This window comes from Streptomyces sp. NPDC018833 (genome assembly GCF_044390825.1).
Taxonomy (GTDB): Bacteria; Actinomycetota; Actinomycetes; order Streptomycetales; family Streptomycetaceae; genus Streptomyces.
On the sequence record NZ_JBIRZM010000002.1, the window covers coordinates 1 to 14,457 of the forward strand.

The 14,457-nt window shown below is 69.1% G+C and carries 17 protein-coding genes and 2 pseudogenes; 11 read left to right on the forward strand and 8 right to left on the reverse strand.

Annotated features, from left to right (window positions below; genetic code table 11):
* The coding region (locus tag ACH5AF_RS03930; RefSeq protein ID WP_398899802.1) for an acyl-CoA dehydrogenase family protein at positions 1-638 on the reverse strand (638 nt) is incomplete at its 3' end.
* Positions 639-812: 174 nt separating this feature from the next.
* On the opposite strand from ACH5AF_RS03930, the gene ACH5AF_RS03935 reads away from it, so the two are divergent.
* From ACH5AF_RS03935 to ACH5AF_RS03945, 3 genes are all read left to right on the forward strand, one after another.
* On the forward strand, positions 813-1,544 hold the full coding sequence (locus tag ACH5AF_RS03935) for a TetR family transcriptional regulator (protein ID WP_398899803.1): 732 nt from the start codon (positions 813-815) through the stop codon (positions 1,542-1,544).
* Positions 1,545-1,732: 188 nt separating this feature from the next.
* Complete coding sequence (locus ACH5AF_RS03940) at positions 1,733-2,191, forward strand: Zn-ribbon domain-containing OB-fold protein (protein WP_398899804.1); 459 nt, start codon at positions 1,733-1,735, stop codon at positions 2,189-2,191.
* Positions 2,185-2,382, forward strand: a complete 198-nt coding sequence (locus tag ACH5AF_RS03945; RefSeq protein WP_398899805.1) for a hypothetical protein — start codon at positions 2,185-2,187, stop codon at positions 2,380-2,382. The genes ACH5AF_RS03940 and ACH5AF_RS03945 overlap by 7 nt, the downstream gene beginning before the upstream one ends.
* A gap of 314 nt (positions 2,383-2,696) precedes the next feature.
* Here the strand turns inward: ACH5AF_RS03945 and ACH5AF_RS03950 are convergent, their stop codons facing one another.
* Both ACH5AF_RS03950 and ACH5AF_RS03955 read right to left on the reverse strand, forming a co-directional pair.
* Entirely contained in the window at positions 2,697-4,286 is a 1,590-nt protein-coding gene (locus ACH5AF_RS03950) for a SpoIIE family protein phosphatase (RefSeq protein WP_398899806.1), read from the reverse strand.
* A 235-nt stretch (positions 4,287-4,521) separates the two neighbouring features.
* Positions 4,522-4,764, reverse strand: a pseudogene (locus tag ACH5AF_RS03955) (PAS domain-containing protein); the annotation flags it as partial.
* Positions 4,765-5,048: 284 nt separating this feature from the next.
* Between ACH5AF_RS03955 and ACH5AF_RS03960 the strand changes: the two are divergent.
* The 3 genes from ACH5AF_RS03960 (at position 5,049) to ACH5AF_RS03970 (ending at position 7,482) form a co-directional block, all read left to right on the forward strand.
* A complete protein-coding gene (locus ACH5AF_RS03960; RefSeq protein WP_398899807.1) occupies positions 5,049-5,198 on the forward strand; it encodes a hypothetical protein in 150 nt (49 codons plus the stop codon).
* Positions 5,199-5,767: 569 nt separating this feature from the next.
* Positions 5,768-6,211 carry an RrF2 family transcriptional regulator gene (locus ACH5AF_RS03965; protein WP_398899808.1) on the forward strand — a complete coding sequence of 148 codons (444 nt, stop codon included), beginning with the start codon at positions 5,768-5,770 and terminating at the stop codon, positions 6,209-6,211.
* Positions 6,212-6,285: 74 nt separating this feature from the next.
* Positions 6,286-7,482, forward strand: a complete 1,197-nt coding sequence (locus ACH5AF_RS03970; RefSeq protein ID WP_398899809.1) for a globin domain-containing protein — start codon at positions 6,286-6,288, stop codon at positions 7,480-7,482.
* A gap of 236 nt (positions 7,483-7,718) precedes the next feature.
* On the opposite strand, the gene ACH5AF_RS03975 is transcribed toward ACH5AF_RS03970, so the two are convergent.
* The gene (locus ACH5AF_RS03975; protein WP_398899810.1) at positions 7,719-8,975 is read right to left on the reverse strand and encodes a cytochrome P450; all 1,257 of its coding nucleotides are present in this window, start codon (positions 8,973-8,975) and stop codon (positions 7,719-7,721) included.
* 531 nt (positions 8,976-9,506) lie between these two features.
* Between ACH5AF_RS03975 and ACH5AF_RS03980 the strand changes: the two genes are divergently transcribed.
* Entirely contained in the window at positions 9,507-10,016 is a 510-nt protein-coding gene (locus tag ACH5AF_RS03980; RefSeq protein ID WP_398900467.1) for a hypothetical protein, read from the forward strand.
* A 110-nt stretch (positions 10,017-10,126) separates the two neighbouring features.
* Here the strand turns inward: ACH5AF_RS03980 and ACH5AF_RS03985 are convergent.
* Positions 10,127-10,291 (reverse strand): annotated as a pseudogene (locus ACH5AF_RS03985) (hypothetical protein); the annotation flags it as partial.
* A 66-nt stretch (positions 10,292-10,357) separates the two neighbouring features.
* Entirely contained in the window at positions 10,358-11,095 is a 738-nt protein-coding gene (locus ACH5AF_RS03990; RefSeq protein WP_398899811.1) for a helix-turn-helix transcriptional regulator, read from the reverse strand.
* A gap of 69 nt (positions 11,096-11,164) precedes the next feature.
* Here ACH5AF_RS03990 and ACH5AF_RS03995 point away from each other — a divergent pair, with 69 nt between their 5' ends.
* Together ACH5AF_RS03995 and ACH5AF_RS04000 are read left to right on the forward strand one after the other, a co-directional pair.
* Entirely contained in the window at positions 11,165-11,464 is a 300-nt protein-coding gene (locus ACH5AF_RS03995; RefSeq protein WP_398899812.1) for a hypothetical protein, read from the forward strand.
* Positions 11,461-12,288 (forward strand): hypothetical protein, encoded by an 828-nt coding sequence (locus ACH5AF_RS04000; RefSeq protein ID WP_398899813.1) that lies wholly within the window; start codon positions 11,461-11,463, stop codon positions 12,286-12,288. The genes ACH5AF_RS03995 and ACH5AF_RS04000 overlap by 4 nt, the downstream gene beginning before the upstream one ends.
* A 203-nt stretch (positions 12,289-12,491) precedes the next feature.
* On the opposite strand, the gene ACH5AF_RS04005 is transcribed toward ACH5AF_RS04000, so the two are convergent.
* Both ACH5AF_RS04005 and ACH5AF_RS04010 read right to left on the reverse strand, forming a co-directional pair.
* On the reverse strand, positions 12,492-12,938 hold the full coding sequence (locus tag ACH5AF_RS04005; protein WP_398899814.1) for a DUF6196 family protein: 447 nt from the start codon (positions 12,936-12,938) through the stop codon (positions 12,492-12,494).
* 33 nt (positions 12,939-12,971) lie between these two features.
* A complete protein-coding gene (locus ACH5AF_RS04010; protein ID WP_398899815.1) occupies positions 12,972-13,592 on the reverse strand; it encodes a TetR/AcrR family transcriptional regulator in 621 nt (206 codons plus the stop codon).
* 89 nt (positions 13,593-13,681) lie between these two features.
* Between ACH5AF_RS04010 and ACH5AF_RS04015 the strand changes: the two genes are divergently transcribed.
* Together ACH5AF_RS04015 and ACH5AF_RS04020 are read left to right on the forward strand one after the other, a co-directional pair.
* Positions 13,682-14,203, forward strand: a complete 522-nt coding sequence (locus tag ACH5AF_RS04015; protein WP_398899816.1) for a carboxymuconolactone decarboxylase family protein — start codon at positions 13,682-13,684, stop codon at positions 14,201-14,203.
* Positions 14,200-14,400, forward strand: a complete 201-nt coding sequence (locus ACH5AF_RS04020; protein ID WP_398899817.1) for a hypothetical protein — start codon at positions 14,200-14,202, stop codon at positions 14,398-14,400. The genes ACH5AF_RS04015 and ACH5AF_RS04020 overlap by 4 nt, the downstream gene beginning before the upstream one ends.
* Positions 14,401-14,457: the final 57 nt, after the last annotated feature.

A 14,457-nucleotide genomic window follows, 5' to 3' on the forward strand; every position in this document is an offset into this window, starting at 1 on the left:
GTCGGCGAGCCCTTGATGCCGAGTTTCTTCTCCGGCGCGCCGAAGGAGACACCCTCGTCGGACTTCTCCACCACGAAGGCGCTGATGCCCTTCGAGCGCTTCTCCGGGTCGGTGACGGCCATGACCGTGTAGTAGTCGGAGACGCCGGCGTTGGTGATCCAGCGCTTCACGCCGTTGAGCACGTAGGAGTCGCCGTCCCGCACCGCCCTGGTCTTCATGCCGGCCGCGTCCGAGCCCGCCTCCGGCTCGGAGAGGCAGTACGAGAACATCGCGTCGCCCTTGGCGAGCGGGCCGAGGTACTTCTTCTTCAGCTCCTCGGAGCCGGAGAGGATCACCGGGAGCGAGCCGAGCTTGTTCACGGCCGGGATCAGGGACGAGGACGCGCAGACGCGGGCCACCTCCTCGATCACGATCACGGTCGCCAGCGCGTCCGCGCCCGCGCCGCCGTAGGTCTCCGGGACGTGTACGGCGTGCAGCTCGGAGGCGACGAGCGCGTCGAGCGCCTCCTGCGGGAAGCGCGCCTCCTCGTCCACCGCGGCGGCGAAGGGCATGATCTTCGCCTCGGCGAGGGAGCGGACCGTTTCGCGGAGCATGTCGTGCTCTTCGGAGAGGCGGAAGAGATCGAAGTCATGGCGCATGGCAGGGGTACCCCAGTCTGTCCCGGCCGCCCACAGGCCGACGACGGCAACAAAGATGACACTCAGTACCCTCTAGTATGCACACTCAGTGCCATGAATCCAGTCCCGGCCCCGGTTGCCTGGACCCCCCGCAGGCCACCCGAGGGCGGTTCCGTCCGGTGCTATGTTCCGGGCATGAGTGAGGTACGTGGACACGGTTCGGGGAGCGGCGGCAACTCCGTGAAGCCCTCGATGCGCGATGCCCTGATCGCGGCGGCGTTCGAGCTGTTCCTGGAGCGCGGATTCGAGCAGACCACGATCGACGACATCGTCGGGCTCGCCGGGGTCGGACGGAGATCCTTCTTCCGCTACTTCCCGTCCAAGGAGGACGTGGTCTTCCCCGATCACGAACGATGCCTGGCCGAGATGACGGCCTTCCTGCAGCAGGGGGGCGGCGAGGAGGAACCCGTGGCACGGGTCTGCGACGCCGCTCGCCTCGTCATGCGGATGTACGCCGACAACCCTTCCTTCTCCGTGCAGAGATATCGCCTCACCAAGAGCGTGCCGGGGCTCCGCAGCCATGAGCTGTCCGTCGTGTGGCGATACGAACGCACCCTCGCCGACTACCTGCGTCGGCGCTTCGCCGGCTGGTCCGACGGGATCCTTCGGGCCGACGTGCTCGCGGCCTCCGTCGTCGCGGCCCACAACCACGCCCTTCGTTCATGGCTTCGCTCCGGCGGACAGGGGGACGTCGCGGCCCGCATGGACCTCGTCCTCGAATACGTACAGAGTGCCTGGGGTCCGGAAGGGGAGGCTCAAGGTGCCGGCGGGCGAGAGGCAGAGGATGTCGTGGTCCTGATCGCCAAGCGCAGCACGCCGATGTGGCGCGTTGTCCGTGGGATCGAGGCCACCCTCGAGGAGAGCTGACCTCTTCGATCCTCCACCACCCGAGAGGGAACTTAGTTCCTTTACAGGTGGCACTCAGTGCCATAGTCTTTCGCCGGCGCGCGGTCGTGTGGCGGCCTACGCGCCAAAGCCGTGACCCAGGTGTGCCATTCACCTCCCGTCGCGGACGCTTCGGATACCTCCGGCTGCGGGTGCAGGGAGATGACACGGTGTTCTATCCAGCGATCGAGACCACGATCGGCGATCCCCTCCGAGGGAGTGGCGTTTCGAGCGCCGTACCTGCGCTGCCCGGGGACTGGGATGATCCGGGTCGGGTGCCCCCGGACGGGGTGCGGGGTGGCGAGCTGTACTTCCAGCGCTGCCGTTGGTGCCGTACCGCGGCCTTTCGCCGCCTGCTGTGCCCGGTCTGCGCTTCCACCGATCTGGCATGGGAGCGCAGCGCCGGCACCGGCGTCGTTCGCCACCTCGCCGTCGTCGGCCGGAACACCGGTACTCCCCAAGTGCTCGCCATCATCGACATGAGGGAGGGGTTCTGGCTGCGCTCCAGGGTCATCGGCGTGTCACCAGGCACCGTGCGTGTGGGAGCCGTGGTGCGTCTGGCCGTGGACGGCGGACCAGGACCGCAGGAACTCGCCTTCCGACTCGGCGACGTCCCCCCACGGTGCTGAGCCGCAAGCCAGAGGCAGTCGCAAAAGCCGTCGAGATCATTCCCACGCAGCTCACCTCCGAGAACGTCGTCGAACACGCCGGGGCGTTCGTCACCCCTCGGCTGGGCAAGACCGCGATGCTGCGGGACCGCCGCGTCGAGCTGGTGGGCCAGGTCGCTCGGCGGCCGCGGCATGCGGCCCTACCTTCTTGAGTGCGTCCTGAGAGCCGTGGGCTCAGCAAACTCAAGCTTGTTCGGTCGGAACCCGCAGGGCGGTGCTGTGTATCAACTGCTGTTCGCTGGACTGTCCGGTCGACCGCATTTCACCGAAGCTCCTGTACGGCGGCCCTCGCCAGCAGCATCCGCACCGAGTCCACGTGGCCACGCCCTGGCCGTGGAGCAGCCGATTCGGCGTCGGCTGTGTGCCGCAGGCCACGGCGCCTCATCGACCGCTGCGCAGTCGCCCGGCCGAATTGCGTGACGTCATCCGTGACGAGCACCATGCCGTCCTCGCGGTCGGCGGGGGTTCAGCTGGCGCTGGAGTTCAGGCGGGCGGCGAGGAGTGCGATGTCGTCGTCGGCGGAGGCAGGTGTCAGGTGGGTGAGCAGGCGGTCGCACAAATCGTCCAGGGACGGCGCGGGTTGTGTGAGGAGGTGGGTGAGTTCAGCGAGGCGTTCGTCGATGTCGCTGCCGCGGGCTTCGACGAGTCCGTCGGTGTACAGCAGGAGGGTGCTGCCGGGCTGGAGGGTGACTTCGGTGGTGATGTAAGGGGTGCCGCCGACGCCGAGCGGGACGCCGGGTGGCACGTTCAGGAGGCGGGCGGTGCCGTCGGGTGAGACGGCGGCGGGCGGGGGGTGGCCGGCGCAGGCGATGCGGCACAGGCCGGTCACCGGGTCGATGACCGTGTAGAGGAAGGTGGCGAGCATCGGCTCGGCGAGGTCTTCCAGTACGGCTTCCAGCTGGCGCAGGAGGTTCTCGGGTCGGAGGTCGAGGCGCGCCAGGGCGCGGACGCTGGCGGACAGCCTCCCCATGACGGCTGCGGCCGCGGTGCCGTGTCCCATGACGTCGCCGATGGCGAGCGCGGTCTTGCCGTCATCGAGGCGGATCACGTCGTACCAGTCGCCGCCGACTTCGTTGACGTCGCCGGCGGGCAGGTAGCGGTGGGCGACCTCGATCATCACGGGCGAGGGGATGTACTGGGGCAACATGCTGCGCTGGAGGATGAGGGCGGTGTCGTGTTCGCGGTGGTAGAGGCGGGCGTTGTCCACGCAGACGGCGGCGCGGGCCGCGAGTTCAACGGCGAGGGTCACGTCCGCGTCGGTGAACGGGCCGACGGGCCGGCTGCGGTACAGGGTGGCGAGGCCGAGCACGACGCCGCGGGCGAGCAGCGGCACCATCATGAACGAGTGGACTCCCTGCTCGAGCAGTCGTGCCGGCGCCGTCGAGTGGCGGGCGGCAGGGGCGATGGCCTTCTCGTCGAGCCGTGCGATGACGTACGGTTCACGGTCAGCGAGGACCTGAGTGTAGGGCGCTCCGGCGGGGAATGTGAGGGTTCGTCCGAGCGGGGCGAGGAGGTCCGCGATACGCGAGCCCGCCAGGGGAGCCTTTCCGAGGCGGCGCAGGGCGGAGCCGCCGAGCAGGCCCGGGCCGAGGTCATCACCCGTGGCGAGTGAGTCGACCACGTCCACGGTCACGGCGTCGGCCAGGTCGGGCACGGCGACGTCCGCGAGCTCTTGCGCGGTGCGCTCCAGGTCGAGACTGGTGCCGATCTTGACGCTGGCTTCGTTGATCAGGGCCAGGCGGCGCCGGCCCGTTTCGGCTTCGAGCTGTGCCTGCTGTTGGGTGGTGATGTCGATCAGGGAGGCGGTCAGCCCGATGGGGCGTCCGTCGGGGTCTTCCAGCCTGACATAGGAGCAGGACCAGACCCGATCATGGTCGGGGTCCGCGGGAGTGCGGCCGGTGCGGCGGCAGTCGAGGACCGGTTGCCCGGTTTCCAGGACCTGCCGCATGGCGGATTCCATGTCCGCCGCGTTCACCGTGGGCAGTAGCTCCACTACCCGGCGTCCGATGTGGGCGCTCTCGGGCAGGCCGTTCATGGCCTGCAGGGCTTGGTTCACGCGCAGGAATCGCAACCGAGTGTCGAGCACGGCGATGCCGACCGGCGAGCGGACGAACAGCCCGTCCCATACCGCAGAGGAACCGCGGATGCCACGAGCGGTATGGGCGTCCGTGGCGAAGATCAGTACGGTGGTGCCGCCGCGGTGACGCGCCGGGACGGGAGCCGCCCAGATCTTCCAGCTCGAGTGGATGTCCGTCGCGGTGCCAGGTCACGGTGGCCATGACCCCGCGGTCGGTGGTCGCGCTGTCCCACAAGGACCGGCCGAGGCTGCGGTCGGCGCCGGGATGCAGCAGGTCGGCGATGGGCCGGCCCACGACTTCCCGCGAGGGATAACCGAGCAGGGCCTCCGCCCCGTGGTCCCAGCGCACGATCGTCCCGTCAGCGCTTGTCGCCACGACCGCGATCCGTAGCTCCCCCAGCCAGCCGCCCGCGTCCCAGGCGGCACCACCGGCCACATCATCCACGGGTGCCCGCATCACCACATTCCGTATCTGCCCCGCACGCCCCGTTCCCGTTCTCCAGTATCGATGCGCAACCGCCACGTCGCCCCTTGAGAATCATGCGCATCGTCACGGCGACCTGCGAGGAATGCCAGGCCCCGCGAGGCTCTCCGCACGGGGTGACGGCCGGACGTGTCAGCCCAGGCCGGGCTGGGCGGCGACTGTGCAAGTCCGGGCGGGCCGGGCGGGCTGCCAGTTGCCTCGCGGCTACGACCAGGTCCTGCTGCGCGAAGCGCCAAGCTGGACGCGAACGCTTCAACGTGATTCTCGACCCGGTCGGCGGCGTGACCCGCCGCGCCGGGCTGGAGCAGCTGGCCGCGCACGGCCGACTCGTGGTGTCCGTCCGCCTCACCTCAACGCGGATGCTGTCGCGGTCGACGCCTGCCCGCAGCAGGGCGTCGATCTGGTGATCAGTGTCTGGTCGGCGGCCGAGATCGGGACGTAGCCGATGAGCATGTGCCGGAAGCCACCGTGCGGACCCTTCACCGACGTTGATTCCCGACGCGGGTTGTCGACACCTTTCCACCTGCGGGTTCTCGATCACGGGTCGGAGCGTCGGCAGACAATCGTTCGCCGAAGGGTTGACGTTGGACCGCTGCGCGGAGCGCTGAGGGGCCATGGGTGCTGTTTCCGAGTCCGTTCGCTCAACTGCCCAATCCGTATGGGTTGTTCCAGCTGTACGGGCTGTTCCAGCGCGGGCGGATGGAAGGGGGCGGACGTTGCCGACGGCCCGGCCTGTTCCGGCAGACGCTGGATCTCGTGCTGCGCCGCCAGGCGGGAGACGGCGAGTTCCTTGAACGAGGTGAGCCCGGCTACGGTCACGTCCACGCTCGGCGAGGCGTTCTTTGAGCGCGGCAACTTGGGCCCTGAGCTGTCAACGTCCGCCTCGGCGTGTGGGCATGGCACCCGTGACGTAATCCACACTGCTCGCGAGACCTTAAAATAGGAAACTGACATACGTATTTGTTAGTGTCCTGGCGTGCGGTTGACGAAGTTCACCGACCTGGCGCTGCGTGCCGTGATGCGTCTGGCGGTTTCCGATCAGGACGGTTCTCTGACCACCCGTGAGGTGGCGGACGCCATGGGCGTGCCCGCCACCCACATGGCGAAGGCGGTGACCCGACTCCAGCACCTCGGCGTACTGGAGGCCCGCCGCGGCCGCGGTGGGGGGCTGGGGCTGACCCGCCTCGGCCGCCAGGCTTCGGTCGGCTGGCTGGTGAGAGAGCTGGAGGGTGAGGACGAGGTCGTCGCCTGCGAAGGCGATTCCCCCTGCCCACTGCGCGGAGCCTGCCGGCTCCGCCGGGCACTGCGCGACGCACAGGAAGCCTTCTACGCCACGCTCGATCCCCTGACCGTGGCCGATCTCGTCACCTCCCCGGCCGGGCCGGTCCTCGTGGGGCTCGTCGGCCGCCGTCCCGAGTAGTTGCCCGTGGCCGGACACGGATCGGGCGCTCACACCTTTAAATACGAAGATCATCTACCAGTTCAGGAGCTGCCGTGCTCTCCGATCAGTCCACCCCGGTCGTCCGCGCTACCTTGCCCGCCGTCGGCGCCGCAATCGGTGAGATCACCGAGCTGTTCTACGCCAAACTCTTCGACGACCGGCCCGAGCTGCTGCGGGACCTGTTCAACCGGGGCAACCAGGCCAACGGAGAGCAGCAGAAGGCCCTGGCGGGCTCCATTGCGGCCTTCGCGGGCATGCTGCTCGAGCATCCCGAGTCCCGGCCGGACGCGATGCTCGCCCGGATTTCCCACAAGCACGCCTCCCTCGGTATCACTTCCGACCAGTACAAGCTCGTCCACCAGCATCTGCTCTCCGCCATCGGTGACGTCCTCGGCGATGCCGTCACCGAGGAAGTAGCCGCCGCCTGGGACGAGGTCTACTGGCTGATGGCCAACGCGCTGATCGCGTGTGAGGCCCAGCTCTACCTGGAGGCCGGCACAGCCGAGGGCGAGACGCGGCGACAGATGGAGATCGTCGAGCGACGGGAGGAGACGCCCGACGCGGTCTCCTTCGTCCTGCGCCGCACCGACGGCAGCCCCGCGGGCTCCTTCCGCCCTGGCCAGTACGTCAGCGTCCAGGTCCAACTGCCCGACGGCGCGCGCCAGATACGCCAGTACAGCCTCTCCCGCGCCCCCGGCGGCCCGCAGTGGCGCATCACCGTCAAGCGGGTCCGCGACGGCGCGGGACCGGAGGGCGAGGTCTCCTCCTGGCTCCACGAGCACGCCCGTGCCGGCGACGTGCTCACCGTGTCCGCGCCGTTCGGCGACCTCGTCCTGCCGGAGGGTGACGGGCCGCTGCTGCTGGCGTCCGCCGGTATCGGCACCACGCCGATGCTGTCCATGCTCGACCACCTGGCCGCCCAGGGCACGTCCCGACCCGTGATCGTCGTCCACGCCGACCGCACCCCCGCCGACCACGCCCACCGGGAGGAGCAGCGCCGGCTCGTCCAGGCGCTCCCGGACTCCCAGCTGCACCTGTGGTACGAGGAGCCGGGCGACAGCGCGCCGCAGGCGCGGGCCGGCCAGGCCGACGTGACCGCACTGGACCTCCCCGAGGGGCTGACCGCGTACCTGTGCGGCCCGCTGCCCTTCATGCGCGCGGTACGCGGCGACCTGCTCCGCCGCGGCCTGCCGGCACAGGCGATCCACTACGAAGTCTTCGGCCCCGACCTTTGGCTGGGCGGCGAGTAGACCGGGGCGGAAGGGGGAAGAGAGGCGTGCACATGAGCCCCCGTCTGCCGCTGCAGCCGCCCCGGTGGCGCTGGGAGCGGCCGGGACATCGGCCGACCACATGGCCTTGCCGGTAATGGTGTCGACGGCGAGCACGAGCGGCCGCCTCTCTCGGCCAGGCGAATTGATGACACCAGGTGCGGACCCGCAGCATGGGCCCGCCTCTGGACCGGTTTTACGAGTCGAGCTCCGACCGGTCAGGAACTGGCAGTCGCCGGCTCACCGCTGTTGTGATCGGTGACGGCAGGCGTGAAGGTGACGTCCAGGCCTGTGAGACCGCGGAAATTGATGCTGCGCTGCCACTGCGGCGAGGAGCCGTCCAGGCGCAAGTGGGGCAGCCGGGTGAGGACGGCTTCCAGGACGACAGCGCCTTGCAGTCGGGCCAGCGCAGCTCCGAGGCAGAAGTGCGGCCCGTACCCGAATGCGACGTGTCTCCCGCCGGATCGGTGAAAGTCCAGCTCGTCGGGATTGGGGAAAGCATCTGGATCCCGGTTTGCGGCACCGCACACCAGGAGCAGCACCTGTCCGGCATCAATGGTGCGCCCCGCCAGTTCCAAGCGGTGGCGCGCCCGACGCAGCATCAGCTGAACTGGGCTGTCGTACCGCAGAAGCTCTTCGACCGCGGCGGGAATCAGGTCGGGGCGCCGGCGCAACTGGTCGGCTGCGGCGGGGTTGCGGAGCAGGGCCAGTGCGGCATTGCCGATGAAGTGGGTGGTGGTCTCATGTCCGGCGATGAGCAGCAGGGCGCAGTTGGCGAGGAGCTCGTCGAAGTCCTGGTCGGTGTCCTTGGCCTGCTTGGTGAGCAGAGCACGCAACGTGTGGGGCGCGGGGGCATCGTGACGGGTGAGGAGTGTTCGAAGACAGGCGAGCATGTGCGCCATGCTCTGCGAGGCGGCACGCCGTTCGTCGGCGTCGAGCCGGGAACTGCCGATGGCCGCGGCGATGGGGTCGGACCAGGACGACAGCGTAAGTCGGTCCTCTTCCGGCACATCGAGGAGATCGCAGATGATGGTGAGGGGCAAGGGGCGGGCGAGGTCGGCCACGATGTCCATCCGCCCGGTCGGCGCGATCTCCATGATGATCCGCTCGACAGCCCCACAGATGTGATCGCGGAGCACCGCCACGGCCTTGGGGGTAAAGGCCCTGCTGAGCAGGGCACGCAGCCGGGAGTGATCAGGAGCGTCGCTGTAGAGCATTTGCCGGCTCAGGACTTGGGCCAGTGGCCGCAACTCCTCCGACACGGACTCGATGTCGGGATAACGCACCGACGACAGCCGCGGGTCACCAGCGGCGCTGCTGACCACCGCATGACTGGTCGCGACCCAGGCATCCAGACGACGGTCCCAGAAAAGGTCATCGGCGCGCCGTAGCTCGTCGTAGAAGTCGTAGAGGCGTTCTTGAGTCCGGGGCCGCATGGCCAGCAGCAGGGATGCGGGCGACGAGTGGGTGCGCATCGGCCCACGCTAGCGCCGCGCCGGAGCGCATCGGTCTGATTGTCGCTTTCTGCCCGATCGGCGAACTCGGCTGGCAGGTGATGGCCGGAGCTGTTCCAGTGAGACGCGCTCTGCGCCCTCCCCTGCTGCCGGCGGTCCGGACACCTACCCGGACGACTGGTGGCCACCGCCTCCACCATTGAGGCGCCTGACGCGCTCCACTCGTACACCGATTACGGGGGAAACAACACGTGGTGGACCGTCTCGCAGTGCATCGGGCCGCAACAGCCGTTCTCGGATTCGCCTGTCTCCGCGACGATGCTCCGCCCGACGAAACTGAGCTGATACAGGAAGGTCCACTCACGGCGACCGCCTCGGGCGGGACCGGGTACTCACCGTCTTCTGAGTACGGAAGCGGTGCTGCCCGGACGGAGCCGCCTGCTGGGATGTGTCCATGACGACTCCCTCTCCCGCCACGCACTCCCCCGATCTCGCGCCGCGGCGTCGGCGCCGCGTCACGGCGCGGGCCGTGGGCGGGACGTGGGCGGGACGGTGACAGTGCTCCTCCTTGCGGCACTTGCCCAGGGGTGCGCGTCGCCGGCGGGTAGTCGGGTCCTGTCGGAAACGGCGTTCCGCGAGCATCTGCGGCACACCCAGGAGGCGGGCGAGGACGCGGTGCGGCGGCTGGGCATGGACCCGGCATCAGTGGTCGACCAGAAGGAGATGGCCGACGCCTCCTGCAAGGACGACCTCGGAGTGGACTCGGAGGGCGTCACCCGTGACCAGCCGACCGTCACCTGGGCGCCTGACTTCGCGAGCCATGCCGCGTACGCGACAGCGGTCGAAACCCTCCGCGAAAGCTGGTCCGCGCAGGGGCTGACAGTGGAGGACATCCCCGCCCCCGCACAGGATGAGCCGGGAGCCGGCCTGCCGGGGATCCGGGCGACGGACGACCGCGGCGTCGAACTGTCACCGCGCCCCGGCTGGTACTCGGGGGAGCCGACACTCGTCGCCGACGGAGGATGCGTACGGCACCGGGGATACCTGGTGGACTGGGAGTGAGGGCAACCGGACTGCGGGGCCCCGTGCCCCTCGTGGCAGCGTCGGCACCTCACCGCAGGTTGCGCAGGACCGCCGACCTCGTTCGGGGCGAAGCGGTACGACGTGTGCTGCCAATCCAGCGCGAACAGCGTGCCCTGCGGGCCGACGCAGGAGGCCGGCCCCTGCTCGACCAACTCGACCAGCCGGTCCAGACGCGCGTAACCCGGATCGATCGTCGTCGAGTGCGACAAGGCTCCAGGTAACCGAGGCGACAGTTTTCCTTGATGGCCGGCCACTTGAGCGAACTCATACCCGGCCGGAAGAAGAACTCCGCGTAGAAGCGGTCCCGCCTTGACGATGTTTCACATGGTTCGCGCGGTCGCCTCACCAGCCGCCAGGAACGGGTCGGGCGGCCGCAGCCGGAATTCGGTGGGCAGCAGCCGGACGTCCCGGATTCGGTCGATGCGGAAGGAGCGGATGTCGTCCCGAAGCAGGTCCCACGCCACGGCGTACCAGACAGGCAGGCTGTAGTACAGGAACTGGAGCTCGATCTCGCGCGTGGTGAGCGCGCCGTGCCGGTCCTCGTAGCGCACCAGGGCGGTGCGGCGTCGCACAAATGCGTCGAGCAGCGCCTTCGTCGTCGCCGGCTGGGGTGGGGTGTAGCAGGCGACAACCTGCAAGGATGCGGCCTGCCCGATCAGGATCCGCCGGCGCAGCGCGAGGATCCGGCGTGCCTGCGTCGGCGCGAACGCCGCTGCGACCTTGCGGGTGATCGAGCGCAGGTCGTCCAGCAGCAGCGGAGATCCCACCTTCTCGGCGATGGTGAGGCTGAGGAGCAGGCCGAGCGCCTCGGACTCATTGAGGTGGACGCGGCCGAGCGACCAGCCGGGCTCCAGGCGCAGTCCACCGCCGGTCCCCCGGTCGCCCTCGACGGGGACCCCCATCTCCCGCAGCAGCGCGAGGTCACGGTGGAGTGTGCGCGCGCTGACCCCGAGTTCCTCGGCGAGGTCGGCAACCGTCGTGCTGTCGCGCTCCGCCAGCAGCGCCTTGAGCTTGTCGAGGCGCAGGACCCGGCTCTCCCGGGGCTGATCTCTTCCCATCCCACAAATATGCCAGTCGATGACAGGTTGCTTCCTATCGTCGGTCTCACCGCGAAAGGAGAAAGACACATGCACATCGCACTGGCACCGTTCGAGCTCAGACCCGGCGTGTCCGAGGACGCCCTGATCAGCGCCTCCGACCGGTTCGACGAGGAATTCGTCAGCAAGCAGGACGGGATCATCAGACGGGTCCTCGTGAAGGACGGCGAAGGCAGCGGCTACGCCGACCTCGTTTTCTTCCGCGACCTGGAGTCGATCGACCGGGTCGTCGAGGCGGAGCAGAACAGCGATGTCTGTGCCGCGTTCTTCTCGATCATGGACGGCGACGGCTCGCTCCGCGTCTACGAGGTCCTGAAGAGCTACGGATGACGGCGGCGCGGATTCCCCTCAAGGACCAGTTCTTCACACGCGAGAAGGTCGAGCTGATAGCCCGCGAGATCGAGCGCGTCGACCCGGCATTCCGGGGGGACGAGTTCGTCGCGGCCGTCGTTGCGCGGTTTCCGGAGCTCGAGCTGAAGGCGCGCATCGACTGGATTGCCACCTGCCTGGAGGGGAATCTGCCGCACGACTTCCGGCGGGCGGCGGGCGTACTGGTGCGCTCGCTGCCCGCCGCAGCCGACCCGGCCCTCTCCGACGGCGACTTCGGTGACTTCATCTACGCGCCCTACGCCGAGTACATCGCCCGGCGCGGCTGCACTGTCGCCGACCCCGAGTTCTCGCTCGCCACGCTCCGCGAGATCACCACACGATTCTCCGCCGAGTTCGCGATCCGGCCCTTTCTCGACGCTTTCCCCGACCAAGTGCTGGCAACGTTGCTGGTCTGGACGGAGGACGAGCACTATCACGTACGTCGGCTGTGCAGCGAGGGCACGCGACCGCGGCTCCCGTGGGCACGGAACCTGACGCTGCCCTACGAGGTGGGGATCCCGCTCCTCGACCGGCTCTTCGCGGACCCCACACGCTACGTCACCCGGTCCGTGGCCAACCACGTCAACGACATCTCCAGGAAGGACCCGGACCTGGCGCTCGACACCCTTGAGCGGTGGCGCGGCTCTGGGCGCCAGCGTCCGCGCGAGATGAGCTTTGTGATCCGACACGCCGCGCGGACCCTGGTCCGCGCGGACCATCCGCGCGCGCTGGACATCGTGCGTTCATCCCGCGCCGAGACGCGACAGGTGAAAGATGAAAGGTAGCTGTGTGTGATGCCGATCGCGTCGGTCTTGCCTCGGCGGCGCAGGGTGGCTTGCCCGGCGGACGCGTACGCCTTGTCAGCGCGCACCCGTCTCGGCGGGGTTTCGCGGCCCCACCCGGCCCGATGCGTCATCCGGATGCGGCCCGTGTTGGCGCTGGTGGCCGGGTGCGCGGCGGCGGACAACACCACGTACCCGACGGCCATCTACCGGCCGTCTTCACCGCCCTTCGCCGCCACACTCCGCACGTGCGCCACGGCCTCGTCCAGAAGTTGCGCGGGGACGAGCCAGTAGTCGTAAATGCCGCCCTGCGCGGAGTTGTAGCCGCAGAGCACGGCCACCCCGGTGCCGAGGCGGTCCTTGAGCTCGCCGGCCAGCCAGCCTACAAAGCCGCTGTTGTCGGCTGCGGCCGGGAAGTGGAAGGAGAAGACGCCGAAGACCTCCGCCTCGTCGCCTTGCGCCGGCTCGAGGACCGACCAGCTCTCCTCGTCGCGCACCAGAGCGAGCGCGTCGGCGGACGGCTGCGGCATTGGCCCTGCGGGGTGCTCGTGGTACGCCCACTGCCCGGGCAACACGGTGAAGAGGGCTTTTGCAAGCACTCGGCGCAGCCGCGCGCGGGTTTCCTGTGGTGTTTCGTGGCTGATGCTGACCATGTGCCGTTCCTCATTCAGTTCGGGGGTGTTCGCCTATTCCGCAGACTTCGCCCCTGGGCGTGCGGCAGCCGGCGGGGCCGTTGCTCCCTGGGGGGCCGCCGTGCCGAGGCGCCCGGTGCCGAGCATGGCTGCCGCCATGGCGCGTGCTTCGTGGGCGGGGGCGGTCGTACGTTCCCGCAGCGCGGTGACGATCGCCCCGTCCATCAGCAGAACGAACTGCCGTGCCAGTTCTGTGGCTTCGGCGTGGCCGATGTCCGCGAGCAGGCCGGCGACATAGGCCGTGACGCTCTCCTTGTGCTGGGCCGCGACCCGGTATGCAGGGCTGCCGGTGTCGGCGGTCTCGGCCATGGTGTTGATGAAGGCGCAGCCGCGGAAGTCGGCGCGGGAGAATCGTTCGGCCAGAGCGTGGAACACGTCCAGCGGCTCGCCGCCCAGCGCTGCCACCCGTTCGGCCAGCCAGGCGCGCCAAGCCTGGTCCCGCCGCTGCAGGACGGCCACGACGAGGTCGTCCTTGCTGGCGAAATGGCGGTAGAAGGACGCCCGGCCCACGCCGGACTCGGCCAGGATGCGCTCTACCCCGACCGCCCGGATGCCCTCTGCATAGAAGAGTTCCTCGGCGGTGTCGAGAAGGCGTTCGCGCGCTCTGGTGGCCATGAGCTCACCTTATCCCGGCCTTGACAAAAATGGAACCGATCGGTACCGTTCCGCAAGACGGAACCGATCAGTACCATCTGGAGCTCATCGTGCCACGAATCCCCCAGCTCGCCGAGGACGCCTCGGAGCTGCTCGAGAAGACCCGCCGCCAGTTGGGCCGCGTACCCAACCTCTACGCGGCGCTCGCCAACGGCCCGGCCGCCCTCGCCGGCTATCTGGCCATGCGCGACCACCTCACCCGAGGCGTCCTGTCGACCCGCCTCCGAGAGCAGCTGGCACTGCTGGTCGCGCAGGAGAACCACTGCACCTACTGCGTCAGCGCCCACACCCTGCGGGGCAGCAAACTCGGCCTGACCGACGAGGAACTGGCCCGCACCCGTCAGGCGTCCGACGACTCCGACCCGCACGCCGATGCGGTACTGCGTCTGGCCCGCGACATCCTGCGCACCCAGGGCCGGGTCGACGACGGGGGGCTGGCCGACGCCCGCAAGGCCGGGGTGACCGACGCCGAACTGGCCGAAGTCGTCGCCCATGTCGCGCTCAACACGCTGTCGAACTACTTCAACCACCTGGCTCAGCCCGACCTCGACTTCCCGGAGGTCGCCGCATGACACGCGACTGGCGTACCGGCTCCATCGAACTCGTGGACGGCTATACGCTCAGCGGTGCCGACGGTCGCCGCATCACCCGCGCCGACGACGTCCGTTTCGCCATCGAGGGCGGCTTCGTCAACATCCGGCTCCCGGAAGTCCCGCACATCCAGGTCGTCTCCGCACCAGCCGTGCGCCTGATCACCGGCGCCCCGTAGGGCTCTGGGAGGAGAAACGTCGGAGGCCGGTTCCGTCATGCAACCGGCCTCCTCGGC

What these genes read in the sequence shown, in the direction of transcription:
- ACH5AF_RS03935 (WP_398899803.1), top strand. Translation starts at nt 813, where the DNA reads ATGAGTGAGGTACGTGGACACGGTTCGGGGAGCGGCGGCAACTCCGTG.
- ACH5AF_RS03975 (WP_398899810.1), bottom strand. Translation starts at nt 8,975, where the DNA reads ATGCGCACCCACTCGTCGCCCGCATCCCTGCTGCTGGCCATGCGGCCC.
- ACH5AF_RS03990 (WP_398899811.1), bottom strand. Translation starts at nt 11,095, where the DNA reads ATGGGAAGAGATCAGCCCCGGGAGAGCCGGGTCCTGCGCCTCGACAAG.
- ACH5AF_RS03995 (WP_398899812.1), top strand. Translation starts at nt 11,165, where the DNA reads ATGCACATCGCACTGGCACCGTTCGAGCTCAGACCCGGCGTGTCCGAG.
- ACH5AF_RS04000 (WP_398899813.1), top strand. Translation starts at nt 11,461, where the DNA reads ATGACGGCGGCGCGGATTCCCCTCAAGGACCAGTTCTTCACACGCGAG.
- ACH5AF_RS04005 (WP_398899814.1), bottom strand. Translation starts at nt 12,938, where the DNA reads ATGGTCAGCATCAGCCACGAAACACCACAGGAAACCCGCGCGCGGCTG.
- ACH5AF_RS04010 (WP_398899815.1), bottom strand. Translation starts at nt 13,592, where the DNA reads ATGGCCACCAGAGCGCGCGAACGCCTTCTCGACACCGCCGAGGAACTC.
- ACH5AF_RS04020 (WP_398899817.1), top strand. Translation starts at nt 14,200, where the DNA reads ATGACACGCGACTGGCGTACCGGCTCCATCGAACTCGTGGACGGCTAT.